The organism is Vibrio ishigakensis, assembly GCF_024347675.1.
In the GTDB taxonomy this organism is placed as follows: domain Bacteria; phylum Pseudomonadota; class Gammaproteobacteria; order Enterobacterales; family Vibrionaceae; genus Vibrio; species Vibrio ishigakensis.
Map to the genome: position 1 here is coordinate 416076 of NZ_AP024882.1, position 14204 is coordinate 430279.

The window sequence follows — 14204 nt, forward strand, 5'->3', positions numbered from 1 at the left end:
TTCTTGCTTTTCTCTTTAATGCGCTTTGGAACTACTTGCGAGTCATCAAATCTCACTAACAATAATAGTCTGTTGCTACGGGTCTCAAAAGCACGTGTAGCAGTTTCCCTTATCAATTAATTCTTATATTATCTGGGCAGTTACGATAAAGGTATTACAATATGACTATAGAATTCGCACAAGCTGCTACCGAGCTACTTTCTCGTCGTGTAGCAGGTACTAAAGCCCCTCGCCTAGCAACCGAACAACGTCCAACCAACATTGAACAAGCGCTTCAAGTGCAAGCTGAAATGATCGCTCAGCGTACTGATGTAGTTACGGGCTGGAAATGTCTACAGCCTCTAGCAGAAGACAAGTTCGTGGTAGCGCCTATCTTTGCAGATAGCATCCAAAAAGGCGAAAGCTGCGAGCTATTCAAAGACAACGGCAAGGCCCGCGTTGAGCCTGAAATTGCTTTCATTCTAGGTAAAGACCTGCCAGCAAAAGCAGAGGGTTACACAGAAGCTGAAATCAACGAAGCTATCGGTGCAACTCACATGGCTCTTGAGCTAATGCAAGCACGCTTTGCAGACGACAGCGGCGCTGAGTTCTATGAGAAACTGGCTGACTGCCTAGTAAACCAAGGAATGTTCATTGGTCCAGAGATCGACCGTGAAGTGGCATTCGCTGCCTCTAAAATCGACATCACAGTATCTCAAGGCGAAGCAGTACAGACCTTTGCCGGTGAACACCCAAACACTATGCCAGCTAGCCCAATCTACTGGCTGATTGACTTCATGTCTCGCCGTGGCACGAGCTTCAAAGCAGGTGAAGCCATCATTACTGGCTCATACTGTGGCATCGTTGAGGTAGATTTCGATAAAGCTACCGACATCAAATACACCGGTATTGGTGAGTATCAAGTTACCTTCAACGAGAAGAAGTAGCGGAAACATAAAGAGGGGCTAAAAGCTCCTCTTATTCTTCTAGCACACCCTTTCATTTCCTAATCATAGCTGTTAACGTTTTGTCACTAGTTTGAGATACACCAAAGCACAGCCATGATTCCTTCACAACGCCAATACGAAATGATGAAGCTTATCGATGAGAAAGAGTTCATCAGCATCTCTGAGCTCACCGAGCGTTTCGAAGTATCACATATGACTATCCGTCGCGATATCGAGAAGCTTGAAGCAGAGAGCTTAGTGGAGTCTGTAGTTGGCGGTGTAAAAAAGAGTATGCCAAGTGCCAGTGAGCCACTTCGTCATCAAAAAGAGAAGATTCGCCGCGAGCAAAAGCAAGCTATCGCTCGAGCTGCAGAACCTCTAATCGATACAGCAAAAGTGATTTATCTGGACGCTGGCAGTACCTCTGCTCAGTTGGCGTATCGACTAAAGACTCGCGATGACCTCACTATCCTAACTAACGATCTCGCTATTCTAGAATTCTTCATGACCCATGGCTTGAGTGAGGTCTACAGCACAGGCGGAAAGCTTGATAGAGAGAATGGCTCTTTTGTTGGTCAGCGCGCGGCAGATAGTATCAATCAGTTCAATATCGATCTCGCCTTCATCTCAACTTCTTCTTTCAACAGTAAAGGCCTTGCTACTTCTAACGAGGGGAAAGTAGCTGTTAAACGCGCCGTAGCCGACGTAGCCAATCGCTGTATTCTTCTTGCGGATTCGGATAAATATGGCAATGCTTCGGCTCATCGATGCCTTCCACTGACCACCTTCGAGACCATCATCACCGACTGTGACCTGACAGATACAGACAAAGAAGAGATGGAGATGCACTGCTCTACCGTTATTAGAGCAGAATAATCCTACACTTATTGATCTGAGTGCATATCAAATACATTCACCAAGCTGATAGAATTAAATCAATCAGAAACAATTGGTTACATATGGATGTACCTAGATCAGAAAGGGAAAGACTTTCCACAACTCTCAGTTACCTCACCTATTTGGATTCAAAAAACGATAGAGGCGAGCCTACGCTTCTATGGTGTTGAGCAGGTTGCTTTTTATATCTTCGATGAAGATGAGAACATACAACACGAAATTATCGAGGTGATTGGTACAAATCTCGACATTAGCCCTTGGATACACAATCAAGGCAGCAAGATGCTCGGTTACTTTAAGCATCAAACTCAGCAAGAGATAATAGAATCTCCACAGCGCTGCCGAGTTCTCTCGCATGATCTCAGCCTATATACCGGCGTTGCTGACCTTTGCTACGGTGCTCGAGCAGGTTTCTGTTTGTACTCTATCCTGCCACTAACCAAAACTGCCTTGATGAATATTCAGCAAAGCTGGAAGCTGATCCAAAGTTGGGCAAACTCTTGGGTGTCTCACTATCAGATGCTAGAGCATTGGGAGGCGCTGTATAACAAGAACCATCAAGACAGTCAGTTAACGCGCACCGAGAGCGATATCCTTGAGCTTCTAGTATCTGGACTAAACGGCCCTGAAATAGCCAATCTAAGGTCTGTTTCCAAAGAGACCATTAAAAGCCAGATCAAGAGCATTCTGCATAAGACCCAATGCCGACATCAGAACGAACTAGTAAGTCGATTCTGCTTTGGGCACTGGGTAGCGAGACCTAAACTGGAAAGCTAAGACGCACACTCGCAACTTTCTAAACACTGTGCTTGCTTGGCTCTGTGCTTGAGCGCTTTGGTGCGCACAATCAAAATAGCAAACACTAGGAAATTCACGCCCGTCATAGCGACGGTAAATGACGCCGTCTCTACCGATATAGTATTGAGCACTGCAGTTGCTGCGCCAAAGCGAATACCGTTTAGTAGCCAAGTTGATGGAGTCTCATGACTTGGGTTTATCCAAGCATTTCGAATAGTCGGAATCGAGGCGATAACATTGATGGTAGCGGCCATAAGCGCTGCCACAGCACCACTAGTGAAATACCAGACTGGAATCGCCATCAAGCTAGCTGTAAGGAAAACCTTGTCGCTCTTGGTAGCGTCGGAGGCATTCTTAAAGGTAGAGATTGCGATGATCAGTGCGGACACCGCCCCTATCGCAATCGGAATTAAGCCAATGCCTCCGTGACCCAGCGCCGCAATGGTAATGGAAATACCGCCAATAAGCGCCCAGATAAGCCAGGTATAGAAGTGTGGCTTGATGTTACCGCGCACAGTGTTGAGCACATAGGGAACATAGCTATACACAGTAATAGCGGTAATGATTGCAGTAACGGAGAGCTTGATTGCCGGAGTCATGGTTATTAATTCGGTAAATGAGACCTGCCAAGGTTAACCAAAGCTCAGAAAAAACGCGATAAAGATCACATAGATTCATAACAATCAAAGATTGCATGCATGATCTCAGCTGCTTATTTCCACGCAACATATCAGCTATAGATAGTATTCATTATCTGAACACTATCTAACCCATTACCCTAGGCACACGCTCCACGCTTAGGGTAAATCTATGTCTCGGTTTCTTGTAACCACCTTAATTGCTTCTAGTTTTTGGGTTTCATCTGGCCACGCGTTGGCTAAAAACGACAAACAGACACCAGACATGGCTGATCCAACTGCAGTCTACTCTAGCGTTGGAGCGCACCTCTACACCAATGGTGACCTTGACCTATCCGCAGGCTTCGCATGGGGCAAAAATTTGCTCGGTGTGGAATCTAAAGGCGGATTCGATGCGCTTAACTTTCGCTATGCACACATGAACCTGTGGAACAATCTAGGTGTCTACGCTGAATCCACGATTCAAATGGAAGAGGACTTCGGCTCCACCGCGACTGTCGGAGCAATATCCACACTCAAACTTGGTGACAGGCTAACCTTCTATCCAATACTAACTCTGGGCGGTCTAGAAGTTCGAGAGGATAAATGGATAACCACCACTACATTCGGTGCCTACACCCGCTTCAAATTAGAAAAAGGCTTTTCACTGGGCTTAGATCCTTTTGTCACCTATGGTGAATCGGACTACAACAGCCTGAGTACTGACGTGTTCATAAACTACCAATATAGAAACCATCAAGTCCGACTGGGCTATACAGGCTCGAGTGTGGAGTCGTCGAACTTCGATGGCGAAGGCTACCTTGAGTACAAGATGGCGTTCTAGTTCACTAAGTTAAGTGTCGAGACATCAGCAAACTTAAACAGTACTATGCCTGATGCGATTAGAAGAGCAGACAACAGAAGGGAAACCGACCTTGGCAATTCTTGATGCTCTTGTTCCTGAATAAAAGCCTTGGTCGCCAGCGCCTTATACACGAGAAGTGAGTTAGTGGTCGCCGTCCCAACCGCCATAGTGTATGCACTTACTACACCCAACAGCTCGGCATGGAAAGTATTGGCAAAGAAAAGGACTAAGATCGCACCGGTACAAGGTCTCATGCCGACTAGCAACAACGGCTTCCACGATCCTTTGCTTATTTTTTGCGACAACTTAGAGCTGAACTGCACTAACGCCTGCTTTATCCCAACCAAAATAATCAAGGTAGCGCACGCTTGAGTCAGCACCTTAACGTTATTGGAAAGGCTTAAGGATAATATCTCGGAGAGATAGGTCGCACCAAACACCAACACACATGCCGATGTGGCCTGCAGGGCAGCGACCAGAAGCACCAGCTGTAAACTCTTAAACCGAGAATAGCCGTTAACTAGGCTCATACTGACGATCATCGTCTTACCATGACCGGGGGCTATGGAATGAATCAGTCCGTAGAGAAACGTGGCTAAAAGCAATCCAAATATATAACTCCAGCGGCCTTGTCCTGCATAGAAGAGCGAGGTACTGATGTGTTCCACCAACTCGCGCTGCGCGCTAGACATCTGCATCCACAGCATTGGAAAGTTCTTCCATACTAAGATGCCCAAGATCAGAACTATACCGCCCAATAAGGCTTTTCTGTTTACTCGTTTATTTATCACAGTCAATCACAGCCTTCTGCGTAAATAGTTTGCCTAGTTCATCATCTGGGTCACTATCGACAGCTAGAGACATGGCATAAGCGATCTGCTCCGAGGTAGGCTTAGGCTCAATCACCTTAATATGGCAATTACCCTGATAGTTATCACTGAAGCTCACCTCTGCTCGCTTATCCCAGCTCATATCTATGTAATAGGTTGGATCGAAGATAAACAGGCTCAAATCTGGGGTGTCTAGGCTGACGGGTTCGGCAAGTTCTAACTCGAATTGCAGTCTCATCCTTGGACCTATCATGGAGATCTCACCAATATCTACCTGCTTATAACGAATGGGCTCATCCTTGGTGTAGAAATAGGTGAAGTAGTGCTTATAGAGCAGGTTCTCTAGGATATCCCCTTGCAGCTTGTGAAATACCTCTTTCCGGTTTTGAGGAGTGATTCTCTGCCCTGCAAAGGTATATGCCGTAGTCATAGGGTCGAAAGACCAATCCATGCTGATGGAGACTATTTTGCCGTCTTTAACGTTCAATACACTGTTAGTTGAAACCCAAGAGTGTGGATGGGCAAAGCTTGATGTTGAGAAGACAAGAGCGCATAAAATAGATGCATACCCAATAAACCGGATATGCATCTTACTGAATTTAATAAGAAACATGTTTCAAATGATATAGTGTAACATTACGGTAATTAGTAACCTATTCCGCACTAAAGTTCACTTATTTCTTATCTTGGAGCGGGATTGACTGTTACATAAGTTTGCGAACTTAACTCACCTTAATCACGTTTGGATGCTTAGCAGTAGCCATTTCATGATAGATATCGTCCAGATATCCAGCGAGTTGATCCTCAGTCAATTCTTCAGGGATCACCACATCGTAGACTCGCACTGCCATCCCAACATCGCTGTCGCGAAACAACTGCCATTCGCCCGACTTTCGCAGAACCTTCATTGGGGTGCCAAATACGTTGAATCTCATTGATGATCTCCTTTTTTGCTGAGCTCTTTGAACCTTCTAATAAGCTACTCATATCCCAAAACATATGCAACGCATTGATTTTACAATCAAACCACTAATGCGCTATTTACGACTAAACTTATAGCCCAAGCTCAAAAAACGAACAAACTCATAATAATTTCAATCTAATATTTACTCAGCCACAACCCTGTAGAGAACTGCTACGTTCCCCGCACTTTCAGAGTTGTCACTATCCAAAAACGTTTGGAAAGGGGGGAAAATGCAGTTCTTATTTCGCATGATCACTGGGCAATACCGCTTAGTTTGGATCGTGTCTTTCGTCTACTCAGCACTATTTAACTTTGCCTTTTTTCGAGACTTTACCACCGCTTTTCCGCTAGATGCCGGAAACTGGGGCTTTTTCATCAGCGTTTGCTTCTTCCTTTTTGCTGTTCACATCTTTGTTTTCTCACTTCTTGCTGGACGCCTATTCACTAAGCTCGTGTTGAGTTTGGGTTTCCTAATTGGAGCAAGTGCTGCCTACTTTTCATGGACCTACGGCATAGTGATCGACACCGTTATGCTACAAAACATCCTTGAAACAGATACTGGAGAGGCATTCGGACTCTTTTCCATTGAGCTTGTGGCCGCCATGATTATTGGTGCTCTGCTTCCTATCTATCTGGTTTGGAAAGCACCAGTGGGCTACCAAAACTTCTGGCGAGAGAGCCGTGCGAAACTCTTCTCCATGACCTTTGCACTGCTTATCATTGCCATTGCATTAGTTCCATTTAGCGCTAACTACGCCTCTTTTTTCCGAGAATATAAGCACGTTCGCTACTATTCAGCACCACTTTTCCCTGTTTACTCAGCCGGGAAATACATCGCTAAGGCCAATGCTAAGCCGCACCCGACCGAAGATCAGATGGAAGTAGTCGCGGCTGATGCCAAGGTGGTTCATCCAGATAAAAAGCATGACCTTATTGTCCTTATCGTAGGTGAAACAGGGCGTTGGGATCACTTTGGATTAAACGGATATGAGCGAGATACCAATCCTCGTCTAAGCAAACGTAAGGGCGTCATTAGTTTCACCCATATGACCAGCTGCGGAACTTCAACAGCCGTTTCAGTACCCTGCATGTTCTCATCCGATCCTCGTAGTGACTTTAATGGTGACTCCATCTACTACAAACTGAATGCTCTAGATACCCTAAAGGAGAACAATGTTGCTGTGCTTTGGCGTGATAACAATTCCTCTTCAAAAGGCGTAGCAGAACGCGTTGATTATCAATCATTTAGGTCATCAGATATCAATACCGTCTGTGATCCAGAATGCCGTGACACTGGCATGTTAGTAGGTCTGGATGACTATGTAGAGCAGCACCCAGACCAAGACGTAGTAGTCGTACTCCACGCTTTAGGCAGTCACGGCCCTGAGTATTACAAGCGCTACCCTGCGGCATTTGAGAAGTTCAAGCCAGTGTGTAAAAGCAACCAACTCGCCAGTTGTAGTCATGAAGAGATAGTTAATGCCTATGACAACACCATGCTGTTCAACGACTTCTTTATCGATAAAAGTATCGCTTGGCTGGAGAACTACTCAACTGACTATCACACCGCCCTTTTCTATGTAGCTGACCATGGTGAGTCTCTGGGTGAAAATGATGTTTACCTTCACGGAATGCCTTTCGCTTTCGCGCCAGAAAGCCAAAAGCACGTTGGAGCGATTGCTTGGGTAAATGAAGGTTCAGAGTACAAATATGAGGATGTGGTGAAAAACAAAGACGTTCCTTTCTCACAGGACAACTTCTACTGTTCCGTGCTTTCTTTATTGGACGTTGAAACCAGTATCTGCGGTCACGAACAGTCGGTTTTCTACCCACATACCGAACAAGATCAGTAGTTTATAAGCGAATCAGGCGCCTCAAATAAAAGAGGCGCCTTTTTTACAAATATAGAGAGAATTTCGTACCGTATTTGCACACTTACATCTCGATTAGCTCTTTTTTTGGAATATTTCCTATAGTTCTAGCCATAAATGTGCACTTGGTTGCACCACATTCCCTAAAAATTCATCACTAAAGGAACGAGTATGAGCACCAAAACATCTCGGTTTAAGCTACCCACGGTTTACACCATACTGTTTTTAATCATCGCCCTAGTCGCGGCTATGACTTGGGTAATCCCAGCAGGTAAATACGACTACAAAACCGCAGATACCGGTCAACTTATCAAGGCTGCAGATGTTGCCGACTATTCCGGTGGCGAACGTCTACTACCCGTTCCGGGGTCATACACTGAGCTTGAGTCTTCTCCGCAAGGCGTCGGTGATGTGCTATTAGCACCTATCAAAGGCTTCCACGAATCGGTTGATGTCGCACTTTTCGTTATCATCATTGGTGGCTTCCTAGCTGTGACTATGAGCACAGGTGCCATGGATGCCGGCGTTGCCGCCGTGGTAGATAGATTCAAGGGTCGAGAACAATTTTTAATCCCAATTCTAATGACCCTGTTTGCTATTGGTGGCACCTCATTTGGTATGGCTGAAGAGACAGTCGCCTTTTGGGCCCTGATCATGCCGGTGATGAGCGCTGCAGGGTACGACCGTATGGTTACGGCTGGTGTTATCCTGCTTGGCTCAGGTGTGGGCGTGCTGGCCTCAACGGTAAACCCTTTTGCTACAGGGATCGCATCCCGATTTGCAGGCTTGCCTATCGGTGAGGGCGTAGTGCTCCGCCTTATTATCTGGGCAACGCTGTTGCTTATCGCTATCGTATATGTGATGCGTTACGCCAAGAAAACCAAGGCAGACAAGTCTCAATCTATTCTTGCAGGCATCGAGTTTGATGATGAGTTCAGTAAAGAGCCTCAAACCTTAGAGTTCACTCCAATCCGCAAGCTCACCATGAGTGTGTTCTTCGGTACTTTCTTGGTTATGATCTACGGCGTGATCCCTTGGTCTGATATGGGTATTGAGTTTATCCCAACCCTAGGTTGGTGGTTCGATGAGCTTTCTACCTTGTTCTTCACCGCATCTATCATCATCGCACTGATCAACCGCATGCCTGAGGCGAAATACATAGAGAAGTTTATCGAGGGTGCTCGTGACCTTATCGGTGTTGCACTAGTAGTAGCGGTTGCTCGTGGTATCTATGTGGTTATGGGCGATGGCCAGATCATCGATTCAATCCTGAACTGGTCTGAAGGCATGGTACAGGGGCTAAACGGCGGCGTATTTACCGTGGTGGCTTATGTAGTACACATAGTGCTGGCTTTCTTTATCCCATCCACTTCAGGTCTAGCAACCGTGTCTATGCCACTGATGGGCCCGTTAGCAGATTTCTCAAACGTAAGCCGTGATGTAATGGTAACCGCCTATCAATCGGCATCGGGTTGGATCAACCTATTCGCTCCAACTGCAGGCCACTTAGTCGCGGGGCTTGCTCTAGCAAAAATCCCTTACGACAAATTCCTCAAGTGGGTAATGCCGTTTATCGTTATCGCTTTCTTGGTGACCGCAACACTGCTGTTTGTCGGTGCAACGCTTTAACACTGACCTAAAAAAAGGTGCTCTTATGAGCACCTTTAATTCACCAAGACCTTGTTTCAACAGCGCTTAGCCATACTGCTGTTCAAGCTTTTCTGCTGCGCGATATGCCTCATGGGTGGCCAACTGTTTAGCGTATCTGGCTATATTCTCGTAGCGTTCTAGGATGCCAAAGTTAGCTAGGATATCGATAATAAAGGAGAGCATGATATCCGCACCCGTTAGCTTATCAGCAACCAGATATCGTTTTCCCTCTAGCCTTTGATTCACATAGCTCATGACTTTGTCTATCTCAGCTTCAGCGTAGTCTCCCAGAAAGTTGGTTTCTGCCCCATCTTTGGCCACAAAAAGCTTGAGTAGTAACGGTAGTGCTGCTGAACTCTCTGCAAAATGTAGCCACTGCAAATAATCTAGGTAGTCATCACTTCCTGCCTCAGGAGCCAATGTCTGCGCACCATATTTACTAATCAAGTACTCGGTAATAGCACCAGACTCTGTAATCACCTTGCCATCTTCTTCAACGACAGGTGACTTGCCCAATGGATGCACCGATTTTAACTCTGGCGGAGCGAGAAAAGAGACACTGTCGCGCTGATAAGGACGGATGGTGTATTCAACACCCAGTTCTTCTAGCAGCCAAATAATGCGCTTAGAGCGAGATTGATTTAAGTGATGCAGTGTAATCATGATGAACTCCTATTTAGGCTCATTGGTTTTAATAACCAATTTGCCGAAGTTCTTACCTTCCAACAGTCCAATAAAGGCCTCTGGAGCATTCTCCAGTCCTTCGATTAGGTGCTCACGATAATGGATTTTGCCCTCTGCTAGCCACTTCGACATGTCCGCTGCAAATTCACCATATCTATGTGCGTAATCATCGAAGATAATGAAGCCCTGCATCTTGATACGCTTGATCAGCAATTGCCCCATTAGCATGGATAGGCGATCCGGCCCCTCTGGTAATGACGTCGCATTGTATTGTGAAATCAAACCACATAGAGGAATGCGTGCCCCAGTATTGAGCAGTGGCATCACGGCATCAAACACCTTACCGCCCACATTCTCAAAATAGATATCGATACCTTTATCGCAGGCTTGCGCTAATTGCTGTGCAAAATCATCAGCGGTATGGTCAATACATTCATCAAATCCAAGCTGGTCTTTGGCGTATTGACATTTTTCAGTACCACCAGCTACACCAATGACTCGACAACCTTTCAGCTTACCGATTTGGCCAACCATAGAACCCACAGCGCCAGTTGCAGCTGCAACCACAAGGGTATCTCCTTCCTTTGGCTGACCAATATCAAGAAGTCCCATATAGGCAGTAAAACCAGGCATCCCCATCACACCTAGTGCATAAGAAGGGTATTCAGGTTTTTTACCTAACTTAATCAGTCCCTCACCCGTTGAGATACCGTAATCTTGCCAACCACTGTACGCTAATACCCATTCACCCACTTCAAACTCAGAGTTATTCGATTCGACTACTTGGCAAACCGTTCCTCCCACCATCACTTCATCGATAGCAACTGGATCGGCATAGGATTTCGCATCATTCATACGTCCGCGCATATACGGGTCAAGAGAAAGGTAAACACTGCGAAGCAGTATCTCGCCTTGTTCCGGAGACGGCTGCTCGGCCTCTTCCAAGCGGAAATTAGCTGGCACAGGCGCCCCAACCGGGCGAGAGGCAAGTACAATACGGCGATTAATGGAGTCAGTCATGATAGTCCCTTCAATAAAATTAGACCGGTCGTCTAGTGTGTATTTCAAAAAATCCCGTCTGTATCAAGACGGGAATAAAATCAGTCGCTTAGCAGTGCCTCTGTCACTTCCAAGCAATGTTCTAGGTTTGAGCAATCTTGCGCTAGTTTGTTCAGCAAACTGGCACCCAACCATTGTTGATAGAGTTGACGTGCTAGGGCATCGGCACTCTTAGTACGGATAGAGCCTTCTTGCATGCCTTTCACAATCTGCTGTGACAGTTGTGTAACGATACGCTCTGTACCTTTTGCTAAGGTCATTCGCATAGGCTCGGAAAGATCCGCCACCTCTGCACTCAACTTAACAACAAGACACTTGTTGGCATTGCAAACCCCGTTTTCAGTTTCCAGCCATCGAGAAAAGTACCGAAGCACCTTGTTTCTGCTGCCCAGATTGGGATCAGAAAAAAGGGTATCAACACGCTTCATATAGTTTGAGAAGTACTCACCGATCAGCGCTTCACCAAATTGCTCCTTGGATGCGAAGTAATGATAGAAGGAGCCTTTAGGTACGTCCGCTGCTCTCAACAGCTCAGATAAGCCAACAGCGGTAAAGCCCTTGTTGATGACCAATTGGTAACCAACTTCGAGAATATGCTGTCTTGTGTCTTTAGTTTTTGCATTCATGGAGCAAAGATAAATAAAATTAGACCAGTCGTCTAGTGAATATCATTGCTACTTTAATCAGCACTCTCAGAGACAGCACTCGTCTGCCTTGCGAGCTAGTTGGAACTTGATACTACCGCGTAGTCTGGTGCACAGTAGGCACATATAACAAGGAGAGCACCATGATTCGTCATATTCTACTGATTAAATTTAAAGACCAAACCAGTGAACCGGACATCTCGGAACTTAAAGCTCTATTCGAAGCTATTCCAAGCAAGATAGAGGGTGTTGTGGCGGTGGAATGGGGAGTTAACGATAGCCCCGAGGGTAAAAATAAAGGCTTCACCCACAGTGTTTTGATGACCTTCGCCGATGAGGCCGCTCGCCAACGCTACTTGCCTCACCCTGAACACGACGCCCTAAAAGTTGTGTTTCGTCCTATTCTTGAAGACTTAATTGTGTTGGATTATCAGTTCTAACCTAAAACGCCTGACTGACAAATAGAAGCTTTGTGCCTAAATTGAGACACCTGCCCCCGTGCGATTTTTGTCCCTTGATATACTCAAGAAACATTCTCAAAAGGTGATGGTGACTCAATGTCAAAAACCAACAAGCTCCACAATGAAGATAAGCTGGTCAAGCGAGCCATAGAGGTCGTTTTCAAGTTGGCCAAGATGCAGGGCATAGACCTTCCAGATAGTACAATGCCACTCAAGGTTAAATCAGCTTATCTTTTCTTGGTAGAAGTAAACCAGATCCCACCACTACCAGAGAGCAAGCATGATGGAGCGAGCCTTAAGCACCGCCTCGCGCTTTGGATGCACAGTGCATTGCCAGATGGCGATCCACTGAAATAGAAGATAAAAGTAAGGGGTAGATTCATCTACCCCTTTTCATTATTGGTTATAACTAAGCTCGAGCCGTTGCAGGTTGGCATCAATGCTTTGGTCGCCCTTCAAGCGCTCCCATAATGCACTCAGATGCTCTAAGCCTCGCTCACTTGGATAACGCCAGGTAGAGTCGAGCAATTCCCATTCACCTTTATCGTCTTTCTCCGCAAGAACAAACTGGAACGATAGGCTATCTGCCATACCCAGTCTCAAGTCGGTCACTATCAGAGCATCGTTTTCTTCACGATATTTTAGATAGTTGTGAGAAAAGGCTTTCAAACCTTGTAGGGTTTCAGGCTTTTCCTCCAATGGCCAACTTCCAGTCGGGCGAGAGACGAAATCAATACGGTCGTCTTTGTCTAAGATTGAAGCCAAACCCTCCCAGTATTTACCCTCATCCATGACTACCACCCGCCACAATACGGTATTGAAAGGCGTCGGCATTACGATAACATTCTCACTTGGAAGGTTCTGCGCAGCCAGATTCTCTTGCACTCGCTCAGTAACGCTCTGTTGGGCTGCATACCCCCATACCAAGTACAGAGTAGAGATAAGCACTACCGCCTGGCACCAGCGCCCTCCTCGGCTCCTAGAAAACAGCGCCACACCAATGGCTATAAGCAGAGGTAAAGTGTAGAGGGGGTCAATGATGAAAATATTCCTAAGCTCAAAGTAGCCCTCAAACGGCCACAGCAACTGGGTTCCGTAGGTGGTCATAGCATCGAGTAAGGTGTGTGTGACCAACACGCTGATGGTCAAAAAGAAGACTCGACCCAAAGTCCAAAACGCATCTGGACGAAAGCGACAGTAGATCCAAGAAAGGAGCAGAGCAAAGGGTGGCATTAGTAGCAAGGAATGGGTGAAACCACGATGCTTGATGGTGTTGCTCACCGCATCGCCGTAATCCAACATCACATCTAGATCTGGCAAGGTACCAAGGGCTGCGCCCACGGCTAGCACTTTAGCGTTGCATCGCTTTCCTGCTATCGCACCGGCAACGGTGGCACCCAGTGCTGCTTGAGTAATGGAATCCATATCTGAACTACTTTTGCTCTTTCTCTATGTAAACAAGCTCATAAAAATAAGTGTGAATAATAAGCGCGTCAATCGGTTAACGCCCCTTATCGACCATCTTTACTTTGTTTTACGCTTTGCCTCTTCCGAAAATCCAATTCAAACAAAATTCTAATTTTTGTGATCTCTGATTTATGTAAAGCGTAATAACAAAGGTTTGGAACAATAGAGGAACGAGCCATGGAACTGCTAGTTGAATCATTGGAAGGGGATATCTATCTTGCTTACCAAGTGCAAGGCGATTCAAAGACGCCATTTCTCGACCACAACAGCAAGCCAATGCGCTTTCACAGCCTAGAGCAGATTCGGTCACATTGTGAGGGCACCACCTTTCAGTCTGCATCCTTGAGACAAAACACCGCCTATGACGAAATGTGTGGCTCCAACTCTATGGGTTCCAACATCATGGTAATAGACCTTAACTGGTACTAACCGCATCCTTTGCGTTCTTAGTGTCTGTTTGACGAGTCCCCT

Annotated in this window: 17 protein-coding genes; 9 read left to right on the forward strand and 8 right to left on the reverse strand. The window is 46.0% G+C overall.

What is annotated here, in order from left to right:
- Positions 1 to 161 precede the first annotated feature (161 nt).
- From Pcarn_RS15760 to Pcarn_RS15770, 3 genes are all read left to right on the forward strand, one after another.
- Complete coding sequence (locus Pcarn_RS15760) at positions 162 to 926, forward strand: hydratase (RefSeq protein ID WP_261836875.1); 765 nt, start codon at positions 162 to 164, stop codon at positions 924 to 926.
- 114 nt (positions 927 to 1040) lie between these two features.
- Positions 1041 to 1802, forward strand: a complete 762-nt coding sequence (locus Pcarn_RS15765; RefSeq protein WP_261836876.1) for a DeoR/GlpR family DNA-binding transcription regulator — start codon at positions 1041 to 1043, stop codon at positions 1800 to 1802.
- 87 nt (positions 1803 to 1889) lie between these two features.
- On the forward strand, positions 1890 to 2600 hold the full coding sequence (locus Pcarn_RS15770; protein ID WP_261836877.1) for a helix-turn-helix transcriptional regulator: 711 nt from the start codon (positions 1890 to 1892) through the stop codon (positions 2598 to 2600).
- Here Pcarn_RS15770 and Pcarn_RS15775 read toward each other — a convergent pair.
- Positions 2597 to 3220 (reverse strand): hypothetical protein, encoded by a 624-nt coding sequence (locus Pcarn_RS15775; protein ID WP_261836878.1) that lies wholly within the window; start codon positions 3218 to 3220, stop codon positions 2597 to 2599. The genes Pcarn_RS15770 and Pcarn_RS15775 overlap by 4 nt on opposite strands.
- A gap of 211 nt (positions 3221 to 3431) precedes the next feature.
- Between Pcarn_RS15775 and Pcarn_RS15780 the strand changes: the two genes are divergently transcribed.
- Positions 3432 to 4082 (forward strand): hypothetical protein, encoded by a 651-nt coding sequence (locus Pcarn_RS15780; protein ID WP_261836879.1) that lies wholly within the window; start codon positions 3432 to 3434, stop codon positions 4080 to 4082.
- Here Pcarn_RS15780 and Pcarn_RS15785 read toward each other — a convergent pair.
- The 3 genes from Pcarn_RS15785 to Pcarn_RS15795 form a co-directional block, all read right to left on the reverse strand.
- The gene (locus tag Pcarn_RS15785) at positions 4079 to 4894 is read right to left on the reverse strand and encodes a nickel transporter (protein WP_261836880.1); all 816 of its coding nucleotides are present in this window, start codon (positions 4892 to 4894) and stop codon (positions 4079 to 4081) included. The genes Pcarn_RS15780 and Pcarn_RS15785 overlap by 4 nt on opposite strands.
- Positions 4884 to 5546 carry a DUF1007 family protein gene (locus Pcarn_RS15790; protein WP_261836881.1) on the reverse strand — a complete coding sequence of 221 codons (663 nt, stop codon included), beginning with the start codon at positions 5544 to 5546 and terminating at the stop codon, positions 4884 to 4886. The genes Pcarn_RS15785 and Pcarn_RS15790 overlap by 11 nt, the downstream gene beginning before the upstream one ends.
- Positions 5547 to 5655: 109 nt before the next feature.
- Positions 5656 to 5868 (reverse strand): DUF7661 family protein, encoded by a 213-nt coding sequence (locus Pcarn_RS15795; protein ID WP_261836882.1) that lies wholly within the window; start codon positions 5866 to 5868, stop codon positions 5656 to 5658.
- A gap of 259 nt (positions 5869 to 6127) precedes the next feature.
- On the opposite strand from Pcarn_RS15795, the gene Pcarn_RS15800 reads away from it, so the two are divergent.
- Both Pcarn_RS15800 and Pcarn_RS15805 read left to right on the forward strand, forming a co-directional pair.
- Complete coding sequence (locus Pcarn_RS15800) at positions 6128 to 7750, forward strand: phosphoethanolamine transferase (RefSeq protein ID WP_261836883.1); 1623 nt, start codon at positions 6128 to 6130, stop codon at positions 7748 to 7750.
- Positions 7751 to 7939: 189 nt separating this feature from the next.
- Positions 7940 to 9397 carry a YfcC family protein gene (locus tag Pcarn_RS15805; RefSeq protein ID WP_261836884.1) on the forward strand — a complete coding sequence of 486 codons (1458 nt, stop codon included), beginning with the start codon at positions 7940 to 7942 and terminating at the stop codon, positions 9395 to 9397.
- A gap of 66 nt (positions 9398 to 9463) precedes the next feature.
- Here the strand turns inward: Pcarn_RS15805 and Pcarn_RS15810 are convergent, their stop codons facing one another.
- The 3 genes from Pcarn_RS15810 to Pcarn_RS15820 all read right to left on the reverse strand — a co-directional run bounded on the left by Pcarn_RS15810 (position 9464) and on the right by Pcarn_RS15820 (position 11787).
- Complete coding sequence (locus Pcarn_RS15810; protein WP_261836885.1) at positions 9464 to 10081, reverse strand: glutathione S-transferase family protein; 618 nt, start codon at positions 10079 to 10081, stop codon at positions 9464 to 9466.
- Between the two features lie 9 nt (positions 10082 to 10090).
- Positions 10091 to 11122, reverse strand: coding sequence for an NADP-dependent oxidoreductase (locus Pcarn_RS15815; protein WP_261836886.1), 1032 nt, complete (start codon positions 11120 to 11122; stop codon positions 10091 to 10093).
- 80 nt (positions 11123 to 11202) lie between these two features.
- A complete protein-coding gene (locus Pcarn_RS15820) occupies positions 11203 to 11787 on the reverse strand; it encodes a TetR/AcrR family transcriptional regulator (RefSeq protein ID WP_261836887.1) in 585 nt (194 codons plus the stop codon).
- A gap of 161 nt (positions 11788 to 11948) precedes the next feature.
- Between Pcarn_RS15820 and Pcarn_RS15825 the strand changes: the two genes are divergently transcribed.
- The gene (locus Pcarn_RS15825) at positions 11949 to 12245 is read left to right on the forward strand and encodes a Dabb family protein (RefSeq protein ID WP_261836888.1); all 297 of its coding nucleotides are present in this window, start codon (positions 11949 to 11951) and stop codon (positions 12243 to 12245) included.
- Between the two features lie 117 nt (positions 12246 to 12362).
- Positions 12363 to 12623, forward strand: a complete 261-nt coding sequence (locus Pcarn_RS15830; RefSeq protein WP_261836889.1) for a DUF5062 family protein — start codon at positions 12363 to 12365, stop codon at positions 12621 to 12623.
- A 39-nt stretch (positions 12624 to 12662) separates the two neighbouring features.
- Here the strand turns inward: Pcarn_RS15830 and Pcarn_RS15835 are convergent, their stop codons facing one another.
- A complete protein-coding gene (locus Pcarn_RS15835; protein WP_261836890.1) occupies positions 12663 to 13691 on the reverse strand; it encodes a metal-dependent hydrolase in 1029 nt (342 codons plus the stop codon).
- Between the two features lie 219 nt (positions 13692 to 13910).
- Here Pcarn_RS15835 and Pcarn_RS15840 point away from each other — a divergent pair, with 219 nt between their 5' ends.
- Entirely contained in the window at positions 13911 to 14162 is a 252-nt protein-coding gene (locus tag Pcarn_RS15840) for a DUF6482 family protein (RefSeq protein ID WP_261836891.1), read from the forward strand.
- Positions 14163 to 14204 lie beyond the last annotated feature (42 nt).

Excerpts from the sequence above, each read along its gene's own strand:
- Pcarn_RS15760 (WP_261836875.1), top strand. The coding sequence starts at position 162 with ATGACTATAGAATTCGCACAAGCTGCTACCGAGCTACTTTCTCGTCGT.
- Pcarn_RS15765 (WP_261836876.1), top strand. The coding sequence starts at position 1,041 with ATGATTCCTTCACAACGCCAATACGAAATGATGAAGCTTATCGATGAG.
- Pcarn_RS15770 (WP_261836877.1), top strand. The coding sequence starts at position 1,890 with ATGTACCTAGATCAGAAAGGGAAAGACTTTCCACAACTCTCAGTTACC.
- Pcarn_RS15775 (WP_261836878.1), bottom strand. The coding sequence starts at position 3,220 with ATGACTCCGGCAATCAAGCTCTCCGTTACTGCAATCATTACCGCTATT.
- Pcarn_RS15780 (WP_261836879.1), top strand. The coding sequence starts at position 3,432 with ATGTCTCGGTTTCTTGTAACCACCTTAATTGCTTCTAGTTTTTGGGTT.
- Pcarn_RS15790 (WP_261836881.1), bottom strand. The coding sequence starts at position 5,546 with ATGTTTCTTATTAAATTCAGTAAGATGCATATCCGGTTTATTGGGTAT.
- Pcarn_RS15795 (WP_261836882.1), bottom strand. The coding sequence starts at position 5,868 with ATGAGATTCAACGTATTTGGCACCCCAATGAAGGTTCTGCGAAAGTCG.
- Pcarn_RS15800 (WP_261836883.1), top strand. The coding sequence starts at position 6,128 with ATGCAGTTCTTATTTCGCATGATCACTGGGCAATACCGCTTAGTTTGG.
- Pcarn_RS15805 (WP_261836884.1), top strand. The coding sequence starts at position 7,940 with ATGAGCACCAAAACATCTCGGTTTAAGCTACCCACGGTTTACACCATA.
- Pcarn_RS15810 (WP_261836885.1), bottom strand. The coding sequence starts at position 10,081 with ATGATTACACTGCATCACTTAAATCAATCTCGCTCTAAGCGCATTATT.
- Pcarn_RS15815 (WP_261836886.1), bottom strand. The coding sequence starts at position 11,122 with ATGACTGACTCCATTAATCGCCGTATTGTACTTGCCTCTCGCCCGGTT.
- Pcarn_RS15820 (WP_261836887.1), bottom strand. The coding sequence starts at position 11,787 with ATGAATGCAAAAACTAAAGACACAAGACAGCATATTCTCGAAGTTGGT.
- Pcarn_RS15825 (WP_261836888.1), top strand. The coding sequence starts at position 11,949 with ATGATTCGTCATATTCTACTGATTAAATTTAAAGACCAAACCAGTGAA.
- Pcarn_RS15830 (WP_261836889.1), top strand. The coding sequence starts at position 12,363 with ATGTCAAAAACCAACAAGCTCCACAATGAAGATAAGCTGGTCAAGCGA.
- Pcarn_RS15835 (WP_261836890.1), bottom strand. The coding sequence starts at position 13,691 with ATGGATTCCATTACTCAAGCAGCACTGGGTGCCACCGTTGCCGGTGCG.
- Pcarn_RS15840 (WP_261836891.1), top strand. The coding sequence starts at position 13,911 with ATGGAACTGCTAGTTGAATCATTGGAAGGGGATATCTATCTTGCTTAC.